Origin of the sequence: Enterococcus sp. 12C11_DIV0727 (assembly GCF_002148425.2) — a bacterium.
GTDB classification, from domain to species: Bacteria; Bacillota; Bacilli; order Lactobacillales; family Enterococcaceae; genus Enterococcus_L; species Enterococcus_L lemimoniae.
The window spans coordinates 1,856,554-1,881,513 of the sequence record NZ_CP147248.1; the positions used below are offsets into that span (position 1 = coordinate 1,856,554).

Below are 24,960 nucleotides of genomic sequence, written 5' to 3' on the forward strand. Positions count from 1 at the left end.
ACGCCTGCTTAACCAGTAACGATCCTATTGATTGCTTGATAAGCGATTTAAGTGAAGTGTTAGGTACATCAATTCATCATTGGAAATCGTCCAATCATATTGTTGTGCCAAAAATGCTTTGATTTTGACTGCACATTGATAATCTTGTTCGTATTTGACAGCGATCAGATTGATCAAGGACGAATCCTCATTTGACGATACTTCTTTGTCCAACTGCCTTTTGACAAAATAACGAATGTGGGTGATGAAACGAGTAAAATCATAAGAAGTTTCATCATATTCTTTGCCATAATGGTATTTAATGATATCGATAATGCTTTGAATGATTTTGGTTGTCAGCATGGTTTCGTTCATACTGCTAGTAGAATTATAAGCATTTACAAAATGAAGGGTAATAAAAGCAGCTTCTTGGTCAGGAATCTCAATGCCCGTTTTCTCCCGCATCATTTGAACGGCTTTCAACGCAAATGCATATTCTTTTGTATAAATTTGTTTAATGTCCCATTCTAGTGGCGAGCGCATTTGTAAACCCTCTGCCGCACGATTTAGGACAAAGCCGATATGATCGGATAATGTCAGCAATATGGAATCATCGATTGCTTGCTTTAATTCAGTTTCACCTAATTGAATAATATCACTGGCCAGTTCAATATCTTCAATGTCGATTCTTGCAAGTAGATTATCTAAATTGCTGACGGAATTGTTACCTTCTAGAACAAATCTTTTTTCAATCAAGACAGGATCGATCACGTCACCTTCACGCTTGTTGAAACCGACGCCTTTGCCCATAATGATTTCTTCAACACTATCATCATTTAAGATCAAAGAAACATTATTATTAAAAACTTTCAGTATTTTCATTGCAATTATCTCCTGTTCTTAACTTGAAAAACGAAAAAAGACCTGACCATATCAAACATCACCAAAAAAGTAATGTGAGAGGTCACGCCTGCTTAACCAGTAACGATCCGTTGACCAAAGTATACAACGTCTTATTTTCTTTGTCAATAGTACGCTTACATTTTGATCCCAAGTCTCCTCACATAACACTCAACCGCTTATTCTTACTGAGTTTAAACTATATCTTATTCTCTTCAAATGAATAGATTTGCTCGATTGCGTCAGTTAATTTTTTAAACTGAACAAACTTTCCTTCACGAAGATACTCTTTTCCATCAACGAAAAATAGTAAAGTTGGTGCTGAAAAAATTAGATATTCAGCGGAAATCGCTTTGACTTTATCCGCTTCAACTTCTCTTAATTCGATTTTAGGATAGTTTTTTAATAGCTCAGTCAATTTAGGTCTGAGCGCATGACACACTGAACAGTCTTCTTGTGAAACGTATAAAAAAGCAAGCTGATTTTCATTGACAAAGGTTATTACCTCTTGAATTGTTTGTAATTTTTTCATAGTCTAGTCACCCTTTTGTTATTGGCTAAATCATAGCATTTTCTCAGCAAGTTTACGATTTTTATGCCCAACATTACTTATCTACTTCGATCCAAGCTTTATAATAATCTCTATAAAATCCATCCTGGTCTTCAGCTGTCATGATATAACGCCCAACCATCGCCCCAGTATGATAGCCTTTTTTCTCCAATTTCTCTTTCATTGACTCAAAATTATTTTCTAAAGGATTGTCGGACTTGATCGTAAGTAGAAATTGTTTATACGAGTAGTTTGGTTGCTCTGGTTGTTGCCAAATCGTCATTTCTTTGACAAATTCTTTCGTCGTCACAGCAAATCCGTAAGTAATTTCTTTTTCATGTCCTTTCTCGATATAAACAACTAAGCTTGAAGGATTATCAATGTATGTCTGCAATTCATTGGGATCTTTTAAATCAATTGGAATGATTCGTTCTACATCTAATGGCTCATCAAGAAATTCTTTTTCTTTTAGTTCTATCAAACTCAACAGTTGATCTTTCCTATGCTTGATCCCTTGCTGTTTTTTCTCTAATTCAGCTAATTCTGATGCAACGCGTGTTTGAGTTTCATCTAATATCGTCCATAATTCCTCTGGCGATTTGCGATAGAGATTAGTCATTTTATTAATGGGTATATCGAGTCTCCGGTAAAAATCAATATCACTGATTGTCAAAATATCCTCCATATCAAAAAGCCGATAGCCATTTTGTCTATTTCTAGACGATGTCAGCAGATTCATATCGTCCCAATAGCGAATCTTCGACTTGGGTAAATTCATGATTTCAGCCACTTGTCCTACAGTTAATAACTTCTCTTTTTCCATATGCTCACCTCTGATTTTAATTATAAACAAAAAACATTGACATTCAAGTAACTTGAAGGTGTAGAATTCTTTTTGAGTCTTGAAAAGGAGGAATTTAAATGAAAATCATTCAGTTTTTCATTAAAAAGAATCTGACACTTATTTTAGCGACAGTTCTTTGTTTATGTTTACAAATTATCGGAACACTTGGTGTACCGTTACTCGTAGCACAATTGATCGATGTTGGGATTGCTAGCGGCGATCAACAATCCATTAAAATGATCGGGCTTAAAATGCTCGCAATGGCTTTATTTGGTGCGCTCTCAGCAATTGCTGGAAGCTATCTTTCTGCTAAAGTAGCCGCAAAATTTGGGTTGGAAACTCGGGAAATGTTTTTTGCCAAACTTCAAACATTTTCTATCAAAGATGCAGATCATTTTGGGACAGGTTCCCTACTAACAAGAATGACGAATGACGTTGATAATATTCAACAAATGATTGTCTTGTTTCTACAACTCATTTTACCTGCACCGATTATTGCGATTTTCTCACTTTATATGACGTACACTTATTCAGCGACATTGGCTTTAGTACCACTAATTGCCATCTCAGCTTTTGGATTGATCGTCTATATCTTGATGAAAAAAGGAACGCCTCTTTCATTAATGATCCAACCTAAAATGGATAGGATCATTGTGACGTTACGTGAATTTTTCACTGGGATCAATATGATTCGAGCTTTTAACAATCAAGAATATGAAGAAGAGCGAACAAATAAAACATTTTCTGACTATGCAAACGGGATGATCCGCGTAAACAGTATTTTCGCGTTTATTACACCAGTTGCCTTCTTATTAATGGGTGTGGTGTTCTCTTCTATCTTATGGTTTGGCGGAAACTTCGTAGCACTTGGTACCTTGCAAATTGGGACGGTTTCTGCCGTCGTTGAATATTCTTTACTGACACTTGCTTACTTAATGATCGCAGCAATGGTGTTAGTCATGTTACCTAGATCCCTTGCTTCAGTAAAAAGAATTGAAGAAATTTTAAATACCCAAGACCAAATTCTTGATACTGATCAACCTGTTTTACTTGAAGAAACGGAACCACAAGATGCCTTGATCGATTTAAATCACGTAACCTTCAGTTATGATCAAGCGGATGAACCCGTTTTAGAGGATATCCATTTTAGTATTCCCAAAGGAAAAACGACCGCAATCGTTGGTGGTACAGGTTCTGGTAAGAGTACAGTTGCCAAATTACTGTTAAGACTTAACGATGTCTCTGAGGGAGCTATTTTATTTGATGGTATTGATATCAGAAATGTTACACAAGATGAGCTACGTTCTAAAATCAGTTACGTTCCTCAAAAAGCCTTTCTATTTAGCGGAACGATTAAGAGTAATTTATTGATGGGCTATCCTGAAGCAACAAAAGAAGATATGGATCGAGCAGCTGAAATTTCTCAACTCTCTTCTTACCTTGCTACATTAGAAGATGGTTATGATTCATTTGTTGCACAAGGCGGAACCAACTTCTCTGGCGGTCAAAGACAACGTTTGTGTATTGCCCGTGCCTTGATCAAACCTGCGGATATTTATATTTTTGACGATAGTTTTTCAGCGCTTGATTATAAAACGGATGCTGCATTAAGACTCGCATTAAAAGAAGAAATGTCCGATAAAACCTTGCTGATTGTTGCTCAACGATTAAGTACGATCCAACAAGCTGATACGATTATCGTTTTAGATGAAGGCAGAATCGTAGGTCAAGGAACACATAGTCAACTGTTACAACAGAATAAAACATACCAAGAGTTTGCCCGCTCACAAGGGATTATCATGAAAGGAGCACAGTCATGATGGAAAAATTAAATAAACAAACATTAAAACGATTCTTTCAATTGATTCGACCTGAACGTCCGATATTTCTGGGCTTGATTCTGTGTAGTTTAGTCGGCAATGCCTTAGTTATTGCTATGCCTTTCATTATGGGGATTGCTATTGACGATTTGCTTACATTGATTAAAACTCATGGAGTCGGTCATATTACATTTTCCCTAGTTCAAGACGCTTTATTGACACCTGTTTTTATTCTGATTGTCTTTTCAATCATCAGTAGTTTGATGTCTTACATTCAAGAACGTGTGATGGCCGCTTTAAGCGAAAGGATCACCTTAAGAGTCAGAAAAGAAGTCACGAAGAAATTCAAATCATTACCAATGGCCTTTTTTGATCAACATCAAGTAGGGGATATTCTTAGCCGAACAACAACTAGCTTAAACCAATTATCACAAGTTTTCTTAACTGGGATCAATCAATTCTTTACATCGATCTCAACGATCGTCTTTGCTGGGATCATGCTATTCTATATTGATGTAAAACTAACCCTGATCGTCATTGTCCTAATTACTGGAAGCTCATTCTTAACAGGCAAAATTGCTAATAAAAATAAGAAACTGGCTGAAGCAAGTCAGGCTGAACTTGGGATTTTGAACAACAAAACTGAAGAGTTTTTATCTGGGAATTTAGTGACGAAAACCTTCAATCAACAAAATCATGCAAAAGACGTCATCTCTCAAACAAATCAAAAGCACTACAAAGCCTTTTTAAGTGCTCAATTTATGAACTTTGCGATTTATCCAGCAATTCGTTTGATCAATCAATTAGCATTTATCGTCAGTGCGATCATCGGAGCATTCTTAGTTTTACAAGGTGGGATCACAATCGGTTTACTGCAAGCTTATCTGCAATATATCAATCAAGTTTCTGAACCAATTTCCACAGCATCATATGTTATCAACTCCATTCAAGCAGCATTAGCAGCTGTTGATCGCATCTTTGAGATTTTAGATGCAGAAGATGACATTCCAGAAAAAAAGAACTTGCAAAGCATCGATCAACCATCTGGTGCAATTGCTTTTGATAACGTTCAGTTTGGTTATACAAAAGAAAAAATATTGATGAAGCAAGTCGATTTCACGGTTAAACCAAAACAAATGGTGGCAATCGTTGGACCAACTGGTGCAGGTAAAACGACATTAGTAAATTTACTGATGCGCTTTTATGAGTTAAATAATGGTCGTATCACCTTTGACGGTGTGGATATTACAGATCTTTCAAGAACAAATTTACGCGAAATGTTTGGAATGGTTTTACAAAATACATGGTTATTTGAAGGAACAATTGCGGAGAATATCGCATATGGGCGCATGGACGCAACACGAGAAGAAGTCATCGAATCGGCTAAAATTGCCCAATGTGATCACTTTATTCGGACTCTGCCAAATGGTTATGATTCGATTATTTCAAGCGAGAATGGCTCGCTGTCACAAGGTCAGCAACAACTATTGACGATTGCTAGAATCATTTTAGCAAATCCTCCTGTGGTTATTTTAGATGAAGCAACATCCAGTGTGGATACTAGAACAGAAGCTCACATCCAAAAAGCGATGGATGAAGTGACGAATAACCGAACCAGTTTTGTGATTGCTCACCGTTTGTCTACGATTGAAAGTGCGGATTTGATTTTAGTGATGAAAGACGGAGATATCGTGGAAAAAGGGAATCACCAAGAATTGTTGGCGAAACCTTCGTTGTATGCTGATTTATATAATAGTCAGTTTCAACAGACTTAGATAAGTGTATACACAAAAAAGGCTATCTGATTTGTTTGAGATAGCCTTTTTGTGTTACTAACTAAAAGCGTTTTACTTTATAATTGATCGTTTTAATCTATCCCATCATTATAAGAAAAAAGTTAGTTGAGTCGAATTAATAGTCTACACAGTCGTCCTTCATTTTACTCAAGACAACTATTGAGATCGCGATCAACAACATCCCCATAAACGCTGGCGCAGCCGATCCAATGGTTATATAAAGCTGTCCGCCAATAACTGGTCCGACGATTCGCGCCAAAGACTGAATAGATTGACTACCACCTTGAACCCTTCCTTGTTCAGTTGAATCAGCAGATTTTGAAACCATTCCATTGAAAGCAGGTCCAAAAATCGAATCGCCAAATCCAAAGATAAACAACCCAATGATAAATAAAAGATAGGAAGTCAGCAAAGCAGAGCCAGCGATCAAGCCATAACCGATGACTTCAGACAGCATTCCAAGAAGCATAATTTGCTTATCGCTGAATCTAAGTAACAGTTTTGGCATGATAAATCCTTGGGATAGAATATCTTGAATGCCCATGATCGAAAAAATCAAACCAATCAGTGCGGGCTTTAAATTAAATGTATCAATCGTAAATTGTGACAAGATCGCTTGCAGTGAACCATTAGGAAGCCACAGTAAAAATGCTGAAATGAGTATTCTATTTAAATTTTTCATTGATAGCACACTAAACAGCTGATGGAATGGATCTAATCTAGCAAACGTAATTTCTTTTAGTCGTTTATCCTTATCAAGGCTTTCAGGCATAAAGAAAAAACCATACACAACATTGAGAACGGTGATCATCGCACCGAAGTACAGCGGCGCAGCATGTCCAAATTCAGCTGCCAACACACCACCCAATGCCGGTCCCATTACTGTTCCTACACCAGTAATTGCACTTACCCAGCCAAAATATTTTGTGCGTTGCGCTCTTGGCGTGATATCAGCGAAATAAGCAAAGATCGTACTGATACTTCCACCAGTGATTCCTTCAATGATTCGTCCAACAAACAAAACCCATAAAGCTCCCCCGATACCCAAAATCAAGAAACCGAGGGCCGATCCTAAAAGACTAATTAGCAATAATGGTCGTCGACCGAATTTATCGCTTAACGCACCAAGAATAGGCGCTGAAAAAAACATACATAAGGCATAGACTGAAACCAAAAGTGTCACGACGGTAGCTTGATTACTAGTATCCCGAATATAAGGTTCTACTAAAAACGGTATAACTGGCGTTATGATACTAAAACTGATTCCGATCAGAAATACAGAAATCAATCCGAAAAGTAAGGCATGTTTATTCATAGTTTGCTCTTCAGTCTGTCTCTTTTTTGATTTAAATTTAAACATTGATAGTTCTCCTAGTTTTTTAGTTTCCTAAGAAACATAAACATCTTAACTTTTTTTAGTTTCCTTGTCAACAAAAAAACAACCTCCTCATAATAGAGTCAGGTTGCTTATCTTGTTTCACTTTTATTTAAAATTTATTTAGCTTTATTTTCTAGCCCTTGTTTTTTCATTTCTTCATCTAAATGTTTACTGTAATTTTCAATGAATGCCAACATATTATCATATTGCTCTTCCGTTACTTGTTCAAATACCGTGTTGTCACGTTTTTGAAATTCATTATGCACTTTTTCATGAATATCAAAAACTGACTGACCTTTCCTCGTTAATCTAAAGTAAATTTCTTTTTTATTCTCAGCTTTTTGATAACTTTCAATTAGCTCTTTTTTTATCAGTTTTTTCGTTATTTTACTGATAGCTCCTCTTGTCATGTAAAAGGCTTCTGCAAGTTTCGTTACGTTGGGATCAGCATTTTTCCCAATGTATTCTATGCAGTGGACCTCCGAAGGTTTGTATTCTTTAAGAGCCTCTTCCATCTTAAGTTTATTCAACCAGATCAATTTATTAAATAATGCCCTAAATTCAATAATTGTTTGCTCTTTTTTGTTCATTTTCTACACCCCTGTCTGCTGGATCATTTCTATTTACAGTATAAAGAGTTATTGTTTCTATTTCAACAATCATACGAACTACTTTTTAAATAACGATTTTATAACAAATTTATTTCTTTATTGCCATTTTTTTAAAATCATACTATACTTTCCACATCTACTATTTTATAAATAGTAGACTGCGAATTCAAAAAAGGAAAGGAATTACTATCTTGAAAAATTTAAAATTAGGTTTAATTGATATTTTTTGCTGGGGGCAACGTTGGTTAGCTTAGCTCCTGAATCTGTATCCGCAGTAGAATCTCGTTCCGTCATTGGTAACGATGATCATGTTCAAATCACTGACACTACAGCCATGCCTTATCAAAGTAGTGTCTTTATTGGTGCAGATGGCGCTCTCGGTTCGGGCTCTGTTATCGGAAAAAACACTGTACTAACAGCTGCTCATGTTGTATCTGGTATTAAAGACAATCCAAATACAGATTCTAACTATGTTATTCCCGGAAGAAACGGCGCAACTCTTCCTTATGGAAAATTCCAAATTAAAGAAGTTCATATCTTTAAACATTATTTAACGACTTCAAGTACAAGTGATGACATAGCAGTACTTATTTTGGAACCAAATGATGGTAAGGGAATTGGCGATATTGTTAAACAAAATCCAATTATTTTAACAGATACAGTAACGATTGGAGACAATGTGTCGAGTACAGGTTATCCAGGGGATAAAACATGGGGAACCCAATGGGAAGCGAAAGGTAAAATCATTGGAAAACAAACAACTAGCCTAATTGATTACGACTTTGATACTTTCGGCGGTCAATCTGGTTCTTCCGTATTTAATGACAAGCATCAAATAATCGTTGTCCATTCTGCTGGCGGTGGTAATCGAAATGTGGGTGTTAAATTAAATTCTGAAAAAATTGATTTCATTTTAGAACATATTGGTGAAGCAAGCACTCCTATTGAGATAGTACCTAAAGAAATTGTCATTGAAAAAGACGCTATCGAACTAAATGCTGGGGACTCTATGCCCCTTAAAGCTTCTGTTTTACCAGAGAATACAACCAACAAGCAATTACACTGGGAAACGGAGGATGAGGATATCGTTACTGTTGATAATACTGGTCATATCACAGCCGTAAATCCTAGTTCTACATGGATTTCTGCAACAACAGCTGACGGAAAAATCACAGAACATGTTGAAGTTACTGTAAACGAAGTTGCTCCTAAAGAAACCGTGGTTGATCAAGAAAATGTAGCGTTATACCTAGGTGAATCAATGACACTGAACGCTTCTGTTTTACCAACGAATGCAACTGATAAAGAACTATTCTGGATCTCAGATGATGTATCTATTGTTTATATTGATGATAATGGAACAATTACAGGTAAAAAACTTGGCTCTACAGAAATCTCGATTCTTTCTGTAACTAATTTTGGTGATATCGAAAAACGCATTACGGTTACAGTCAAGGAAAAATTAAACCCAGCTGACTTACCTTTCCCAGCTAGAACCGGTTCGCATTTTTCTAAGCAAGAAATGAAAGAAACTCGTGAAGTAGTCTCTAATACTGACAAACTCACTCATATTCTATTCCATTTAAAAAAACCTAACGCTTTATACGATTTAAAAATCGGTGAATTTGATTTCAACGGTGGAACTGGCATTTATAATGTCCAAGCCATTACACTAGGAAAACCATTCACACAATTTTATTACACAATCGATACTGACAGACAATTAACGGATAGTAAAATCGTTATAATGTATGTCGACAAGAAAAATCTTAAAATCGTAAAGGATTATTTCTTCGTTGAAAAAAGATAAAACTTTAACATAAAATTTTTAAGTGTTCAAGACAAAAATAGTTATTCGAATTTAAAGAGCGAAGCAAAACAGATCATTAGTTTTGCCTCGCTCTTTTACTTTTTTAACAAACTATTGTAAAACAGTTAGAAATCGCTAGTCTTTCCAAGCAAAATATTGACTTTTCCGCTCACTTAACGTACACTTTGTACTTGAATCTAATAATTAAATAGTACCTCAAATCGAGGTAGAGGTTGCGATTTTTATTAAGCTTGTGGAGTGAGAGGACACTTTGAAACAAGTCTAGGAACAATCGCCGAAATGCATAACAGCCTCCCTGTTATGTGTTGGGACGCAAGCGAACAACTTGCGGACTGTCTTAGTAGTGATGCTAAGTTGCGCTATGTTTTTGTTGAGAGTACCTGACGATAGTAGGCAGCTATGCATTTTGCATAGTTGTTTTTTTGCGTAAAAGGTCTGGATAAACGGCGGGAGCAGAAGCAATCCCTTCGAAAATAAGCCAGAATTCACAAAAATTTGGAGAGCAATTCTCGTGAATTCTTTCTTATTTCTCGGGATTAAACGCTTCAGTCCCAACCTCTAAACTAAATTATAGTAGAACAAATTCAGTGATGGAAAAGAAAGGAAGACAAACATGAACAAAAAAACATTTTCACTTGGCTTGCTAGTAGCATTTATTCTAAGTATTTTCTGTGCCCCAGTCTTCAGCCAAGCAGAAAACACAAATGGTGAATTCCGCGTCGGTATGGAAGCAGGCTATGCACCGTTCAACTGGTCGCAAAAAACCGATGCAAACGGAGCCGTGCCCATTCAAAGCAATTCTTCTTACGCCGGCGGTTATGATGTGCAAATCGCTAAAAAAATTGCAGATGGTCTCGATAAAAAACTAGTGATCGTCCAAACAAAATGGGATGGCCTAGCACCTGCCTTACAATCTGGCAAAATTGATGCAATTATCGCCGGAATGAGCCCAACAGCTGAACGGCGCAAAGAAATCGATTTTACCGATCCTTATTATGAATCTCAATTAGTTGTAGTCGTTCAAAAAAAAGGGAAATTCGCAGATGCTAAAAATTTGAAAGATTTATCTGGCGCGAAAATTACAGCACAGTTAAATACCTTCCATTATAGTGTGATCGATCAAATTCCTGGTGTCAGTAAACAACAAGCAATGGATAACTTTTCAGCGATGAGAACCGCCTTAGCTTCTGGTATGATTGACGGTTATGTGAGTGAACGTCCTGAAGGTGTCACTGCTACAAGTGTGAACAATGATTTAGAAATGCTTGAATTTTCTAAAGAAAACGGCTTCCAAACAAATGCTGAAGATGTTCAAATTGCAGTTGGTATGCGCAAAGCGGATCCTGAAATCAGTAAAGTGAATCAAATTTTATCTGGTATCTCACCAGAAGAACGAACAAAGATCATGGATCAAGCAGTCAAAGATCAGCCAGCCGCAGAAACAAGTGATAGCGAAAAAACAGGCGTTTTAGCTGACTTCAAGAACATTTGGGATCAATATGGTGGTATGTTCTTACGCGGTGCTGGTTTGACTCTATTTATCGCGCTGATTGGAACAGTTGTCGGTACGACTTTAGGATTATTGATCGGTGTTGTCCGCACGATTCCTGAATCTGAAAATAAAGTGAAACGCTTCTTCCAAAAATTGGGAAATGCCTTGCTTTCTATTTATATCGAAGTTTTCCGTGGTACACCGATGATGGTTCAAGCAATGGTTATCTTCTATGGTTTAGCTTTAGCCTTTGGGATTTCTTTAGATCGAACCGTTGCAGCCTTGTTTATCGTTTCGATCAATACTGGAGCGTATATGTCTGAAATCGTCCGTGGCGGGATTTTTGCGGTTGATCAAGGTCAATTTGAAGCAGCCCAAGCAATTGGAATGACTCATGGTCAAACAATGCGGAAAGTTGTTGTTCCTCAAGTCTTACGAAATATTTTACCAGCAACTGGAAATGAATTTGTCATTAATATTAAAGATACAGCTGTCTTGAGTGTTATCGGAGTAGCTGACTTATTCTTCCAAGGGAACTCTGCATCTGGTGCAAACTTCCAATTCTTCCAAACCTTTACGATCGTGGGCATCATGTATTTGATCATGACCTATGCCATCACACGTATCTTACGCGTTGTTGAAAAGAAAATGGACGGTCCTTCTGCTTATGTAAAATTAGAAGAAGCAGAAAATCTAAAAGAAAGCTAGGAGGAGAACAAGATGAATCAAATTATTGAAGTTGAACATCTAAGAAAAAGCTTCGGTGAAAATGAAGTCTTAAAAGATATCAATGTCACAGTAAATAAAGGTGAAGTTGTTACGATCATCGGTTCTTCTGGTTCCGGTAAATCAACGCTTTTACGTTGTATCAACTTACTAGAAAAACCAACTGGCGGAAAAATTATTTATAATGGTGAAAACGTGTTAGAACGTGGTTACAACTTGCCAAAATATCGCACTCATTTAGGAATGGTGTTTCAATCATTCAACCTATTCAACAATATGAATGTTTTAGAAAATTGCACATCCGGACAAATCACTGTACTGAAATGCAACAAAGAAGAAGCGAGAAAAACAGCTTTAGAAAATCTTGAAAAAGTTGGAATGGAGCGCTTTATTGATGCAAAACCATCACAACTTTCCGGTGGGCAAAAACAACGTGTCGCAATCGCCCGTGCGTTATCAATGAATCCTGATGTCATGTTATTCGACGAACCGACCTCAGCACTTGATCCTGAGATGGTGGGTGAGGTGTTAAAAACAATGAAAGACTTAGCTCATACTGGTTTAACGATGATCATCGTAACACACGAAATGGAGTTTGCTAAAGAAGTTTCTGATCGTGTAATCTTTATGGATAAAGGTGTAATCGCTGAAGAAGGTACATCTGACGATATCTTTGTTCATCCAAAAGAAGAACGGACGAAAGAATTTTTACACCGTATTTTGTCTAAAACTTAAATCAATCATTACTTTAAATATAGAGAAAAAAACCTTATGAACAGCAAACGTTCATAAGAGTTTTTTTTATTTATATTTTCTAATCATCGGTGGTGTAAACGTATCTATAAAATCATTTATTTCCTCTAACGAATCTGAGAAACAGATCTTTGCTCGATCTTCCTTAGTCAAGAACCCATCTGTCACCATCTTATCAAAAAACTCTGCTACTAAATCGTAGTAGCCATCGACATTAAAAAAGATACAGGGATTTTGATGCTCCCCAACTCGGCCCCAAGAAACGACTTCCGTGATTTCTTCTAAAGTGCCTGGTCCACCAGGTAAAGCAAGATAGCAGTCAGCTAAATCGATCATTTTTCGTTTTCTCTCATGCATATCACTAACAATGTGCATTTCAGTAATGGCTTGATGAGCCAATTCCCGATCTATTAGAAAGGACGGCATTACACCAATAACTTGACCGCCAGTTTCAATAACGTGATCTGCTAAAATCCCCATCAAGCCAACATTTCCGCCACCATAAACAAGGTCATAATTATGAACACTCATCCATTGCCCTAATTCCTTTGTTCGCTCTTCATACACTGCTTTAGTTCCTTTACTAGCACCACAATAAACTGCCATTCTTTTCATAAAAATCCCACCTGTTCTTGCTCAATAAACATCTCGTTATGCTTCTTCATTTTGTGTTTGATAAGAAATATCATTAAACGATTTGATTGTATAATATTCTGTATTTTGTTCTTTTTCTAAAATCGAAATACTCGTATTCGCTAATGGCCCACCCTCACGCCAACGCGATTTTTCTTTACCAGTTAAGGAATTAATCAATGTGATCAGTAGGACTCCGTGAGCTACGATCAACACTTTGCCATCAGGGTATTCTTTGCTGATTTTTTCAATTGTCTCCGTTGAACGCTGAACTAAAGCATCAATCGTTTCACCACCGAAGGCCTTAGGATCATATAAATCTGGTCGTTGTCTTAGATAGTTCGTTTGTTCATCCGTATGATCGATTTCGGCTCCTTCACGTTTGCCAAATCTGATTTCTCGCAAGCTATCTTGATAGTGAACTGTTAAGCCATCCAAAAAATTATTTTCTTTCAAAATATAATTTGCTGTATCCATCGCTCTTTTTTGCGTGCTGACGTAAGCTGCATCAAATGATAGATCACAAAGATTACGTCCTGCTTGAATTGCTTGTTCAACACCAATCGGTAATAATGGCGAATCGATAGCGCCTCCTTGAAATCTCAAACTTAGATTAAGTTCTGTTTTTCCATGTCTAACAAAATAAAATGTGGTCATGGATTTCTCCCTCCATTTTCTTAAGGCTTCCTGATACTTCATTATGATACTACAAATAAGTAAACTTTGCTCTGTCTCTTACGATGTAATGGTTGGTGTCTCTTCTGTATAGATTGCAGGTAAAATCGAAATAAAGGTAGCACCTTTTCCCTGTTTTGATTTCACTTGCATTTTTCCTCCATGTAATTGAACAATACGTGCTGCAATTGTCAGTCCTAAGCCATTTCCTACTGCATGGTGAGAGGGATCTCCTTGATAAAACTTATCAAAAATATGTTTCTGGGCATAATCCGTCATTCCAATACCGTTATCTTGTATGTTTACTTTCACAGCATTTCCGAAAACAGAACAACTAATCGTAATTGTTCCACCTATGTGAGAATAGCGAATGGCATTTTTTATCAGATTCAGCCAAAGCTGCATTAATAGCTCTTCATCTGCTGTAACACGTAGATGTGCCAGATCGAGCGACAGTTCGATATTTTTTTCTTCCCATAAATTTTGTAGCAATAAAATACACATCCGCAATTGTTCATCTAAGTAATAAGAAGATTTTTTTAGTGTGATTTTTTTTTGATTTTCAATTTTTGACAATAGTAAAATATTCATTGATAAATTACTGAGTCTTTCTGTTTCTTCCAGTATAATAGCAATACTTTCTTGCTTGTCTTTTTCTGATAAGTTGGGATTATTCAACTGCTTAGCAAAACCTCTGATCGAAACGATTGGTGTTTTAAATTCATGAGAGAAGTTGGTAATAAAGTCATTATGAACTAAATCAACATTTTTAAGCTCAGCAGCCATCAAATTAAAATTATCGATCAAGGCACCAAGTTCATCCTTTAATGTATCGTTTTCAATATGAATCTCAAAATTTCCTTTTGCAATTTCTTTTGTCCCCTCAACTAGATCATTAATTGGTTTTAAAATTCGTTTACTAACTACCAACGAAATCGTTGTTCCAATGATCACACAAGAAAGTAGAGTGATTGCTAAGCGCAAAAAAGGATACCCAGACAATGAATTAATCACGCCTATTTTCATCAACCCTAAAAGAATGACTCCTGAAATCATACTCGTAGAAACTAAAATCAAAAAAATCGTCCAGACAAATTGAAGTTTAAGTGATCTACTTCTCCTCATGTTTCACCGCCTTATAGCCTAAACCCCGAATCGTAATCAAATCAAAGTCTTTATTGTGAATCGTTTTTTCTCGCAGGCGCTTGATATGAACATCAATTGTCCGCTCATCCGCCATATTATCAATCCCCCAAATATCATCTAGTAATTGTTGACGAGTAAAAATTTTATTGGGATAAGATAACAATTTATATAGTAGTTGGAACTCTTTTTTGGGTAATTCTAAATAAGTATTTTCTGATTGGATCGACAGATTATCACTATCAATAACCGTTTTACCAACAAGAATTTTTGCTTCCAAATCATTTTGAGTTCTTCTTAATAGAGCCTTGATCCGAAGTAAAAACTCTTCTTCATCAATTGGCTTAACTAAATAGTCATCTGTTCCAGCTATAAAGCCCTTCCTCTTGTCTAATGGTAAACTTTTAGCCGTGACCATGATGATCGGCAATTGTGCATTGATTGCTCTAATTTTTTCTGCAATTTGGTAGCCATCGATTTGCGGTAACATTACATCTAAAACGAATAAATCAACAGTTTCTTGCTCAATTATGGACAAAGCCTCCATACCGTTTTGGGCTTGCAAGGTTTGATAACCACTTTGCTCTAAAATCGTTACAAGCAATTTCCGTATATTTTTATCATCTTCTACAACTAAGATCGTAATCATTTTTTTACTTCCTTCATTTCTTTTGTTACTAACTATAGCATAAAAAAACAGAAGTTTGGATTCTTTTTCTTTGTTCATACTGAGTACATATTCATTTGTTAAACTAGTAAAGCAAAGAAGGGGGAGTCAAGCAATGCTACAAGTAAAAAATGTTAAAAAAAGTTATACAACTGGGGAATTTACTCAAATTGCTTTAAATGGTGTCAATATTAATTTTCGTGAAAATGAATTTGTCGCGATTCTAGGACAAAGTGGTTCTGGTAAAACGACTTTACTTAATATTATTGGTGGTCTTGATCAATATGACAGTGGTGATTTAATCATTAATGGCAAATCCACGACTAATTTTAAAGATGCCGATTGGGATGCTTATCGAAATAACAGCGTAGGTTTTGTTTTTCAAAGCTATAATCTAATCACTCATTTAAGCATTTTAGATAATGTAGAAATGGGGATGACCCTAAGTGGTGTCTCAGCTGATGAGAAAAAACAACGCGCTGTTGAGGTACTTGAACGGGTTGGACTAACAGAACACCTTCATAAAAAACCAAACCAACTATCCGGTGGTCAAATGCAGCGTGTCGCAATCGCACGAGCGTTAGCTAATGATCCAGATATTATTTTGGCTGATGAGCCAACTGGTGCCTTAGATACAACTACTAGTGAACAGATTATGGATTTAATCAAAGAAATTGCTGATGACAAATTAGTCATTATGGTAACACACAATCCAGAACTTGCTGAACAATATGCAGATCGGATCGTCAACTTTAGAGATGGTCATGTTATCCATGATTCTAATCCTTATTTAGAAGCTGAAGAAAGTAGTCATTATGATTTGAAAAAAACGAGCATGAGTTTCTTCACTGCCTTAAAACTATCTGGAAAAAATATCGCGACTAAAAAATGGCGGACAGGTTTGACTGCATTCGCTGCCAGTATTGGGATCATTGGAATTGCTTTGATTTTAAGTCTCTCCAATGGGTTTCAAAAGCAGATTGATTCCTTTCAAAGTGATGCATTAGCCGAATTTCCAATCATTGTTTCTCAGCAAGCAGTCAATATGGATGAAGAATCTTTAAATGAGCTTAGAGCCGATGGTCCACTGCATAAAAAAGAATTTGTCAAATCTAATAAAGTCTTCTTATATAATCCAGAAGAAAATAGTGTGACACATAAAAATGATTTGAATCAAAAGTACTTGGATTATTTAAATGCTATTGATTCTGACTGGGTTCGCAGTATTGGCTATACTCGAGTCGTTGGAATGAATATGCTTCGTAAAGTAGGCAACGAGGTCACACCAGTTTCTGTTTCAGTTGGCATGACCCGCTCCGGCGGGAATCAAAATGTCAGCTCAGGTGCAGGTATGACTAGTATGAACGGTGTTGGTCTATCTTCTTATCCAGCAGCTTTCAAAGATGAGAAAGAAACCTACCTCGAAAAAAACTATGACGTTTTAGCTGGAAGTTATCCTAAATCTAATACAGATATGGTTTTAGTGGTAGATAGTAAAAACCGTATTGATGAAAATACAATGAAAAATCTAGGGTTCTCGATTGATAACGTAGAGACGATCAATTTTAATGACATAGTAGGAACAGAATTAAAATTGATTGGCAATAATCAATACTTTGAAAAGACGAATATGGGCAATTTCATTCCTAAAAATAATTATGCCGAGATGTATGACAATGCCGAAATGAGTTTGACTATTTCAGCTGTTGTTCGTCAAAAAGAGGATGTTCAGGTTGCTATGCTTGGTCAAGGAATTGCTTATAGTGATACTTTAGTAGAAGATATCATTGCTAAGGAAGAAAATTCTGAGATCGTGAAAGCTCAAAAAGAGTCCGATATGAACGTAATGACGATGGAAAAATTAGATGCTGATTCAAAGCAAAGCTTATTAGCTTATCTAGGTGGCGATTCTGCTCCAATGATGGTTTATATCTATCCAAAAGATTTTGAAACAAAAGACAAAATCGTTGATTACTTAGATGCTTACAATGATAAAAAAGACAATAAAAACAAAGTCGTTTACACTGATTTAGCTAGTACTGTTACTGAAATGACAGGCGGTATCATGGATGGTATCACCCTTGTTCTAGTTGCTTTTGCTTCTATTTCATTAGTTGTTTCGTTGATCATGGTGGGAATCATCACTTATATTTCCGTTTTAGAACGAACAAAAGAAATCGGTGTTTTAAGAGCTTTAGGTGCTAGAAAGAAAGATATCACACGAGTGTTCAATGCAGAAACGTTGATCATTGGTACTTGTTCTGGCTTATTGGGAATTACCATTGCATATGCCCTCACCTTCCCAGTAAATCAAATTATTGAAAATATGACTGGTTTGGCCAATGTTGCACAATTAAATCCGATCCATGCACTACTTTTAGTTGCTATCAGTATTATTTTAACCTTGATTGGCGGTTCGATCCCAGCTAAAATGGCTGCTAAAAAAGATCCAGTAGAAGCACTAAGATCTGAATAAACTGAACGGTCACATTATTTTAACTTGAGCTTTTGAGTTGAGATAGTGTGATTTTTATCTAGTTTTTGCTTTTATTGTCTGATATGCTACCATAGTAAAATAGACTGGAGGGATTTGTGTGGAACTTCAACATTATCAACAATGGATCAGCGATTTTTATAAAAAAAGAGGTTGGTATACACTTAGCTCATTTATTCGTGTAGGCTTTTTAGCAGAAGAAACAGGAGAAGTTGCTCGTGCCGTTCGAGCATTAGAAATTGGACGTGATCGTCCAGATGAAAAAGAAAAAGATCCTGAGCATCTGGTTCAGGACCTAACGGAAGAACTGGGAGATGTTTTGGATAATGTCTTCATTTTAGCAGACAAATACGATATTCGTTTTGAAGATATTCTAACCTCTCATAAATCAAAGCTAGAAGAGCGATTTAACATTTTAGCGAACTCGAAAGAAGAAATACAATGAAAAAACAACTAACGATTAGAGTAATGGAAGAGCATGATTTACCAGGATTACTTGAAATAGAAAATACTATTTGGACCAATCAAAACTCCCCTGTCTTTCATCATTACGAATCTGTGGATGCATACAAAGAAAAAATCAATGGACGGATCATTTTTGTTGCGGTAGATGCAGATCAGGTCCACGGTTTCATTGATATTCACCATCCTACACCTCTAGCTGCACATAAAAAACAATGGATGTTTGGCATCGGTGTTCATCCAAACAGTCAGTCATTAGGCGTTGGCAGACAATTGTTGGATTATGTCAAAGAAGCTGCAGTTAAAGCAGGAATTCATAAAATCTCTTTACGTGTCATGGGACCTAATATTAAAGCCATTCAGTTTTATCGCAGAAATGGGTTTATCCAAGAAGCTTTATTTAAAGATGAATTTCTAATCAACGGACTATTTTGTGATGACTATCAGTTTGCCTATTTTGTTGATTAATCTCAGCTAGTTTTAATAGTTTCAGAAAACTTTAAGTATTTTCTGAAACTCCGCTTGCTGTGGTCTTCTTATTCTGTTATTTTTATTAAAGATAATTATTAAGGAGTGTTGAAATGTGACAAAGAAATTAACATGGCGTGATTACCTTTATGTAGGTTCCATGCTATTTGGTTTATTTTTCGGAGCAGGGAATCTGATTTTTCCTGTTCATATGGGACAAGAAGCCGGCGCTAACATTTTTTTAGCAAATCTTGGTTTTTTGATTACCGGAATCGGTTTACCCTTTTTAGGAGTGATCGCCATTGGGATTTCCAAAAGTAATGGTGTGTTTGATTTAGCTACTCGTGTGAATCGACGCTACGCTGTTGGATTTACTGTATTATTGTACCTGACGATTGGGCCATTTTTTGCATTACCGCGCCTTGCGACGACTTCTTTTGAGATTGGTTTAGCTCCTTTTGTTCCAAGCGAACAACATAAATTGATTTTAGCTATTTTTTCAGCGTTATTCTTTTTGGTTGCTTGGGCTTTTTCGCGTAAGCCTTCTAAATTATTAGGGTATGTAGGAAAATTTTTAAATCCATTATTTCTAGTTTTATTAGCTATTTTGATTTTATTTGCATTTATTACACCGCTCGGTTCAATCTCTTTTGCGGCTATCACTGACACATACGTAGCAAATCCTTTTTTCAAAGGGTTTACCGAAGGCTATAATACCTTAGATGCGTTGGCTTCTTTAGCCTTTGGCATCATTATTGTTTCGACGATTCGGGGAATGGGTGTAGAAAAACCGAACGATATTGCAAAAGATACGATCAAGTCTGGTGCAATCAGTATTGTCTTGATGGGAATCATCTATACCTTGTTATCGTATATGGGTACAATGAGTTTAGGGACATTTCCTCTTAGTGAGAATGGTGGGATTGCTTTAGCGCAGATCGCAAATCATTATTTAGGGACTCTAGGTAGTATTTTATTGGCTTTTATCGTAATTTTAGCCTGTTTAAAAACAGCGATTGGTTTGATCACCGCTTGTTCTGAAACATTCAATGAGCTATTTCCAAGAGGTTCTTATGCTTTTTATATTGCAGTAGCTAGTATTTTACCTTGTTTGTTTGCAAATGTTGGGTTGACGAATATTATTCAATTTTCAGTTCCCGTTTTAATGTTTCTTTATCCTTTAGCAATGACTTTAATCATTCTGGTTATCGTCAGTCCACTATTTCACCATCGCAAAGAGGTTTATCGTATGACAACTTATGTTACTCTTTTTGCAGCGCTACTCGATGCCTTGAATAGTGCACCTGATTTTATTAAATCAAATACTGTCGTCACTTCTATTTTAAAAGCTGCAGAGAATTACCTCCCTCTATTTACGATTGGTATGGGTTGGGTCGTTCCAGCTGCACTTGGCTTTCTGATTGGCTTGATCTGGACCAAGGTCAAAAAAGTTGAAACACTTAGTTAAAATTAAATAGTAGCTGAGGTGAGCCTAAGGGTTTAGCTCAGCTTTTTTTGATTTGAATCGTTCATAATCTTATCTATCTTACTGGTAATTTTTCTAACCCAAAAGAGAAATAATGTTCATCTTATTTTGTCTTTTGTTCACACTGGATTAAAGATTGCCTTTTTGTTAAGGATGTGTCTCTAACTGTTGGTTGAACATCGTCTTAGCTGACAAGCACCCCTAAAGTACAGTAGAATAGGGGCAAGGAAGTGATTAGTATGCTATATGAAGAATTGATGATGGATTCGGGAATGCTTACGAAATTTAAGCTTTTCAAAAGAATTACACAACTCAATCAATCAGATATCTCCATTACTCAATTATCTGATGAACTCTCTTTAAACTATCAGCAGACATTTATTATTATAAATGAAATTAGTAATGATTTAACTAAAGTCCTGTCCAACCATCCAGCAATTTTAAAAAAAGCAGGAAAAATAGACAGTACTAAACTATTAGTAACAATTGATGAGTACCGTTATTTTCTATTGAAAAAATCGGTTCCGTTTCAATTTATTCTTTATTTGTTAAACCATGATTCACCCAACATAGATGACTTTTGTGAACGTTATTACGTTAGCCGCTCAACCGTTTCTAGAAAAATGTTACCTTTGAAAAAGCACGTAAAACAATTTAATCTGCGATTTACATATACCGAAGCCAATTTAACTGGCGATGAACGTGCTGTCAGAGTTGCTCTTTTTGATACATTATGGTTAGGAACACGAGGAACGATCTGGCCCTTTAAAAGTGTTGCAAAAGAAGAAGCTGAAAGACTCGCTGAAGCCTTCTCCGAATACTTTCCATTATCTAGAACTTACTTAGGTGCAAAAGAATTAACCTATTTTGCAGCTATCTTTCTTTGTCGTATGCGTAAAAAGATTTTTGTTAGCTACGATGACCGCTATGATTTCTTAATGAAAGATAATCCTTATTACGATTTTGAACGCTTAAATAAAGAACTTGGATTAGTTCAGGCACTACCTCCTAAACACAGTAAAGGTGAAAGTAGCTTTATCTTTTTCTTAGCACATTATGCACCTTTTTATACGCTGGATGATGATCCTTCATTGTTTCAAACACTACAGGACTTTTCAGGTAAACCTAACCCTGTATATGAGTTAGTTCAAGAGTTTTTAGATTATGCAACAATTAACATCTTCAAAAAAGAACCTGAAGTTCTTAATAAACCCATTATTATAGGCAATTTGCTAAATATTACCTTTACCTTTTTTGTCTTGCGCCAACCCTTCCCTAATCTGCAAAAATTAGTGGAATTACCTCGAAAAAAGAAAAAAGCTAGTGAGCATCTTGAAGCTAAAATTCAAGCTTTCTTTGATGAGAAATCGCAAGAAAAAGAATATAAGTTTATTTATACGATTAAAGCGCCATTAGTCCATGCATTCAAAAGTATCTTACTGCCAGCCTATGATAAGCCGAAACATTCGGATCATTTAACCGTTGGTGTTGCTTTTGAACATAATTTCCTTTTGATCAGAAGAATCTACCAATTTTTAAACGATTTAGGTTTTGTGGATTCTGCTCCTTATCAAGAAACACTCAATGAAGAGTACGATTTAGTAATCAGTTCTTCTTTATTACCAAGAAAAAAATACCCAGAGCTGCCACTTTATTTTTGGGATTTATCTTACGGTGAAGAAGAATTGGCTGATTTATATCGAACTTTGCAGCAGCTATTTGAAAAAAAGAATATCCTACCAGAATAATTGGTGAGTAAAGACGTCCTGAGTTAAGATAAGATTTATTTCTCCCAACGTTATATACTGTAGTTAGAAGAATTTTTATAACTACTTTTTTTGAGGTGAAGAGAATGCTCCATGAAAAAAAGAAATCAGAAGAAACAGATTATCTAGAACCGATTTTTGGCACTAAAGAGGAAGGTAGCATACTACCAAAATATCGTTTGGCTCAACAATCAATCGAACCTCGAGTTGCACATCAATTAGTAGCGGATGAATTATTGGATGAAGGAAATGCACGGCAAAATTTAGCCACGTTCTGTCAAACCTTTATGGAAACAGAAGCAATTGATTTGATGAGCCAGACTCTAGAAAAAAATGCTATTGATAAATCAGAATATCCCCAAGTAACTGAATTAGAAAAACGCTGTGTCAATATGATAGCAGATTTATGGCATGCAAACGAGACTGAAGAATTTCTAGGGACTTCAACGATTGGTTCATCTGAAGCCTGCATGTTAGCAGGGATGGCACTAAAATTTGCTTGGCGAAATCGCGTTCAAAAGTTAGGCTTAGATAGTACCAAGAAAAAACCAAACTTAGTTATTTCTGCTGGCTATCAAGTTTGCTGGGAAAAATTTGGTGTCTATTGGGATGTGGAATTGCGTGAAGTACCAATAGAACAAAATGAAATGACCCTAAATCTCGAGACAGTTATGGACTATGTAGATGAATATACCATTGGGATCGTCGGAATTCTTGGTATCACCTATACAGGAAAATATGATGATATTAAACAACTTGATCACTTAGTTGAACAATATAATCAAACAACGGATTATAAGGTCTTTATTCATATAGATGCTGCATCGGGTGGACTTTTTGCTCCTTTTGTCGATCCAGAACTTATTTGGGATTTTCGTTTAAACAATGTCGTCTCAATCAATACGTCTGGTCACAAGTATGGATTGGTTTATCCAGGTGTCGGTTGGATAATCTGGCGTGGTAAAAAGTATCTTCCTAAAGAATTAATTTTTGAAGTGAGCTACCTAGGAGGAAGTTTACCCACAATGGCTATCAATTTTTCCCATAGTGCTGCCCACATCATCGGCCAATACTATAACTTTTTACGCTATGGCTTTGAAGGCTACCAATCCATCCATCAAAAAACACGTGCTGTCGCTACCTTTTTAAGCGAACAGCTAGCAACAATCGATTGCTTTGATGTCATTAATGACGGCAGTGAACTACCGGTCATTTGTTATTCGTTATCTACAGATAAAGACATCCAGTGGACGCTCTATGATCTATCCGATCGACTAAGAATGAAAGGTTGGCAAGTTCCAACGTATCCTTTACCAAAAAATCTGGCTAATACTCTTGTTCATCGTATCGTTGTTCGAGAAGATTTTGGAACAAACTTAGCTCATGATTTTATTAAGGATCTACACAATGCATTAAATGAATTGAACCAGGCACATCTCCTATTTCACAAACAAAATGAACTGAAAACGTATGGATTCACTCATTGATTTAGGTTTCAAAAAATGAATAGTTATCTGGCCTCTAATTATAATATACGCAAAAAAGGGTGTGGGCCAAAAGTAAAAAGCACTTTTGTTTCACACCCTAAATGCGAATAAACGGTGGGAGCAGAAGCAACCCCTTCGGAAATAAGCTGAAATTCACAAAAATTTGAAGAGCAATTTTCGTGAATTCCCTCTTATTTCTCGGGGGTAAACACTTCTGTCCCAACCTCTTTTTCTCTTACTGCTCGTATTTCACTTCCACCAAATAAAGTCCTTCTGGATGTGCTGTAGGTCCAGCTAAATTCCGATCTTTTGCTGCTATGATTTCAGGAATCAATGTTTCATCCATTCTACCATTTCCCATTTTAAGTAAGGTTCCTACTAAAATTCGAATCATTTTATATAAGAAGCCGTCTCCACGAAAGGTAAAAATCAACTCATCTTTCGCTTCATTCATTTCTAGACTTGCTTCATGAATCGTTCGGACTTTGTCTTCGACCTCAGTGCCCGATGCACAAAATGAAGTAAAATCATGCGTTCCAATCAAATCCGTCAACGCTCGTTGGATTTTGTGCGTATCGACTTGGTAAGGAAAATAACTAGCATAAAATCGTTTAAAGGGATTTCTCGGCTTACCAATATCTACTCGAAATTGATAGGTTTTCTCAACGACATGATAGCGCGCATGAAAATCATCCGAGACAATTTCGACACTTTTTACAGCAATATCTTCAGGTGTTTGTGTATCCAAAGCATACCGCATTTTCTCCAACTCTCTTGTGTGGGGGTAATCAAAATGAATAACTTGTCCCGCAGCGTGAACACCAGCATCTGTCCGACCTGAACCAAAAATCGTGATCATTTTGCCATTATTCATCATTCTCAATGTTTTTTCAAACTCAGCTTGCACTGTTCGTCCATTTGGTTGAGTCTGAAACCCATTAAAATTTGTTCCATCGTAAGCAATTATTGCTTTATAACGCGGCATTTCTTTTCCACCTT

21 protein-coding genes and 1 riboswitch are annotated in these 24,960 nt (G+C 36.3%); of the genes, 11 read left to right on the forward strand and 10 right to left on the reverse strand.

Going from position 1 to position 24,960, the window contains the following annotated elements:
- Positions 1-24: 24 nt before the first annotated feature.
- From licT to A5866_RS08880, 3 genes are all read right to left on the reverse strand, one after another.
- Positions 25-861 (reverse strand): BglG family transcription antiterminator LicT, encoded by an 837-nt coding sequence (licT, locus tag A5866_RS08870; RefSeq protein WP_086278280.1) that lies wholly within the window; start codon positions 859-861, stop codon positions 25-27.
- 217 nt (positions 862-1,078) lie between these two features.
- The gene (locus A5866_RS08875) at positions 1,079-1,411 is read right to left on the reverse strand and encodes a thioredoxin family protein (RefSeq protein ID WP_086443750.1); all 333 of its coding nucleotides are present in this window, start codon (positions 1,409-1,411) and stop codon (positions 1,079-1,081) included.
- 73 nt (positions 1,412-1,484) lie between these two features.
- Positions 1,485-2,252, reverse strand: a complete 768-nt coding sequence (locus tag A5866_RS08880; protein WP_086278277.1) for a MerR family transcriptional regulator — start codon at positions 2,250-2,252, stop codon at positions 1,485-1,487.
- Between the two features lie 98 nt (positions 2,253-2,350).
- Here A5866_RS08880 and A5866_RS08885 point away from each other — a divergent pair, with 98 nt between their 5' ends.
- Positions 2,351-4,093, forward strand: coding sequence for an ABC transporter ATP-binding protein (locus A5866_RS08885; RefSeq protein WP_086443749.1), 1,743 nt, complete (start codon positions 2,351-2,353; stop codon positions 4,091-4,093).
- Positions 4,093-5,868 (forward strand): ABC transporter ATP-binding protein, encoded by a 1,776-nt coding sequence (locus A5866_RS08890; RefSeq protein WP_176332619.1) that lies wholly within the window; start codon positions 4,093-4,095, stop codon positions 5,866-5,868. The genes A5866_RS08885 and A5866_RS08890 overlap by 1 nt, the downstream gene beginning before the upstream one ends.
- 136 nt (positions 5,869-6,004) lie before the next feature.
- Here A5866_RS08890 and A5866_RS08895 read toward each other — a convergent pair whose 3' ends face one another.
- Positions 6,005-7,249, reverse strand: coding sequence for an MFS transporter (locus tag A5866_RS08895; protein ID WP_086443747.1), 1,245 nt, complete (start codon positions 7,247-7,249; stop codon positions 6,005-6,007).
- A 134-nt stretch (positions 7,250-7,383) separates the two neighbouring features.
- The gene (locus A5866_RS08900; protein ID WP_086443746.1) at positions 7,384-7,857 is read right to left on the reverse strand and encodes a MarR family winged helix-turn-helix transcriptional regulator; all 474 of its coding nucleotides are present in this window, start codon (positions 7,855-7,857) and stop codon (positions 7,384-7,386) included.
- Between the two features lie 262 nt (positions 7,858-8,119).
- Between A5866_RS08900 and A5866_RS08905 the strand changes: the two genes are divergently transcribed.
- The 3 genes from A5866_RS08905 to A5866_RS08915 all read left to right on the forward strand — a co-directional run bounded on the left by A5866_RS08905 (position 8,120) and on the right by A5866_RS08915 (position 12,662).
- Positions 8,120-9,688, forward strand: a complete 1,569-nt coding sequence (locus tag A5866_RS08905) for an Ig-like domain-containing protein (protein WP_254907513.1) — start codon at positions 8,120-8,122, stop codon at positions 9,686-9,688.
- Positions 9,689-9,907: 219 nt separating this feature from the next.
- A riboswitch (Lysine riboswitch) is annotated at positions 9,908-10,079 on the forward strand.
- A gap of 243 nt (positions 10,080-10,322) precedes the next feature.
- Complete coding sequence (locus A5866_RS08910; protein WP_086278264.1) at positions 10,323-11,909, forward strand: ABC transporter permease subunit; 1,587 nt, start codon at positions 10,323-10,325, stop codon at positions 11,907-11,909.
- A gap of 12 nt (positions 11,910-11,921) precedes the next feature.
- Positions 11,922-12,662 (forward strand): amino acid ABC transporter ATP-binding protein, encoded by a 741-nt coding sequence (locus tag A5866_RS08915; protein WP_086443744.1) that lies wholly within the window; start codon positions 11,922-11,924, stop codon positions 12,660-12,662.
- Positions 12,663-12,728: 66 nt separating this feature from the next.
- Here A5866_RS08915 and A5866_RS08920 read toward each other — a convergent pair whose 3' ends face one another.
- From A5866_RS08920 to A5866_RS08935, 4 genes are all read right to left on the reverse strand, one after another.
- Positions 12,729-13,295 (reverse strand): TIGR00730 family Rossman fold protein, encoded by a 567-nt coding sequence (locus tag A5866_RS08920; protein WP_086443743.1) that lies wholly within the window; start codon positions 13,293-13,295, stop codon positions 12,729-12,731.
- A 36-nt stretch (positions 13,296-13,331) separates the two neighbouring features.
- Positions 13,332-13,970: a histidine phosphatase family protein gene (locus A5866_RS08925; protein ID WP_086443742.1), complete on the reverse strand. Its 639-nt coding sequence runs from the start codon at positions 13,968-13,970 to the stop codon at positions 13,332-13,334.
- A gap of 78 nt (positions 13,971-14,048) precedes the next feature.
- Positions 14,049-15,113 (reverse strand): sensor histidine kinase, encoded by a 1,065-nt coding sequence (locus tag A5866_RS08930; RefSeq protein WP_086278256.1) that lies wholly within the window; start codon positions 15,111-15,113, stop codon positions 14,049-14,051.
- Positions 15,100-15,780, reverse strand: a complete 681-nt coding sequence (locus A5866_RS08935) for a response regulator transcription factor (RefSeq protein ID WP_086443741.1) — start codon at positions 15,778-15,780, stop codon at positions 15,100-15,102. The genes A5866_RS08930 and A5866_RS08935 overlap by 14 nt, the downstream gene beginning before the upstream one ends.
- A gap of 133 nt (positions 15,781-15,913) precedes the next feature.
- Here A5866_RS08935 and A5866_RS08940 point away from each other — a divergent pair, with 133 nt between their 5' ends.
- The 6 genes from A5866_RS08940 to A5866_RS08965 all read left to right on the forward strand — a co-directional run bounded on the left by A5866_RS08940 (position 15,914) and on the right by A5866_RS08965 (position 23,961).
- A complete protein-coding gene (locus A5866_RS08940) occupies positions 15,914-18,274 on the forward strand; it encodes an ATP-binding cassette domain-containing protein (protein WP_086443740.1) in 2,361 nt (786 codons plus the stop codon).
- Positions 18,275-18,392: 118 nt separating this feature from the next.
- On the forward strand, positions 18,393-18,737 hold the full coding sequence (locus A5866_RS08945; protein WP_086443739.1) for a MazG nucleotide pyrophosphohydrolase domain-containing protein: 345 nt from the start codon (positions 18,393-18,395) through the stop codon (positions 18,735-18,737).
- Positions 18,734-19,222, forward strand: coding sequence for a GNAT family N-acetyltransferase (locus A5866_RS08950; protein WP_086443738.1), 489 nt, complete (start codon positions 18,734-18,736; stop codon positions 19,220-19,222). The genes A5866_RS08945 and A5866_RS08950 overlap by 4 nt, the downstream gene beginning before the upstream one ends.
- A 115-nt stretch (positions 19,223-19,337) precedes the next feature.
- Positions 19,338-20,690: a branched-chain amino acid transport system II carrier protein gene (gene brnQ, locus A5866_RS08955; RefSeq protein WP_086443737.1), complete on the forward strand. Its 1,353-nt coding sequence runs from the start codon at positions 19,338-19,340 to the stop codon at positions 20,688-20,690.
- 257 nt (positions 20,691-20,947) lie between these two features.
- A complete protein-coding gene (locus A5866_RS08960) occupies positions 20,948-22,456 on the forward strand; it encodes a helix-turn-helix domain-containing protein (protein ID WP_086443736.1) in 1,509 nt (502 codons plus the stop codon).
- 104 nt (positions 22,457-22,560) lie between these two features.
- Positions 22,561-23,961, forward strand: coding sequence for a glutamate decarboxylase (locus A5866_RS08965; RefSeq protein ID WP_086443735.1), 1,401 nt, complete (start codon positions 22,561-22,563; stop codon positions 23,959-23,961).
- A 235-nt stretch (positions 23,962-24,196) separates the two neighbouring features.
- Here the strand turns inward: A5866_RS08965 and truA are convergent, their stop codons facing one another.
- On the reverse strand, positions 24,197-24,946 hold the full coding sequence (gene truA / locus A5866_RS08970) for a tRNA pseudouridine(38-40) synthase TruA (protein ID WP_086443734.1): 750 nt from the start codon (positions 24,944-24,946) through the stop codon (positions 24,197-24,199).
- Positions 24,947-24,960 lie beyond the last annotated feature (14 nt).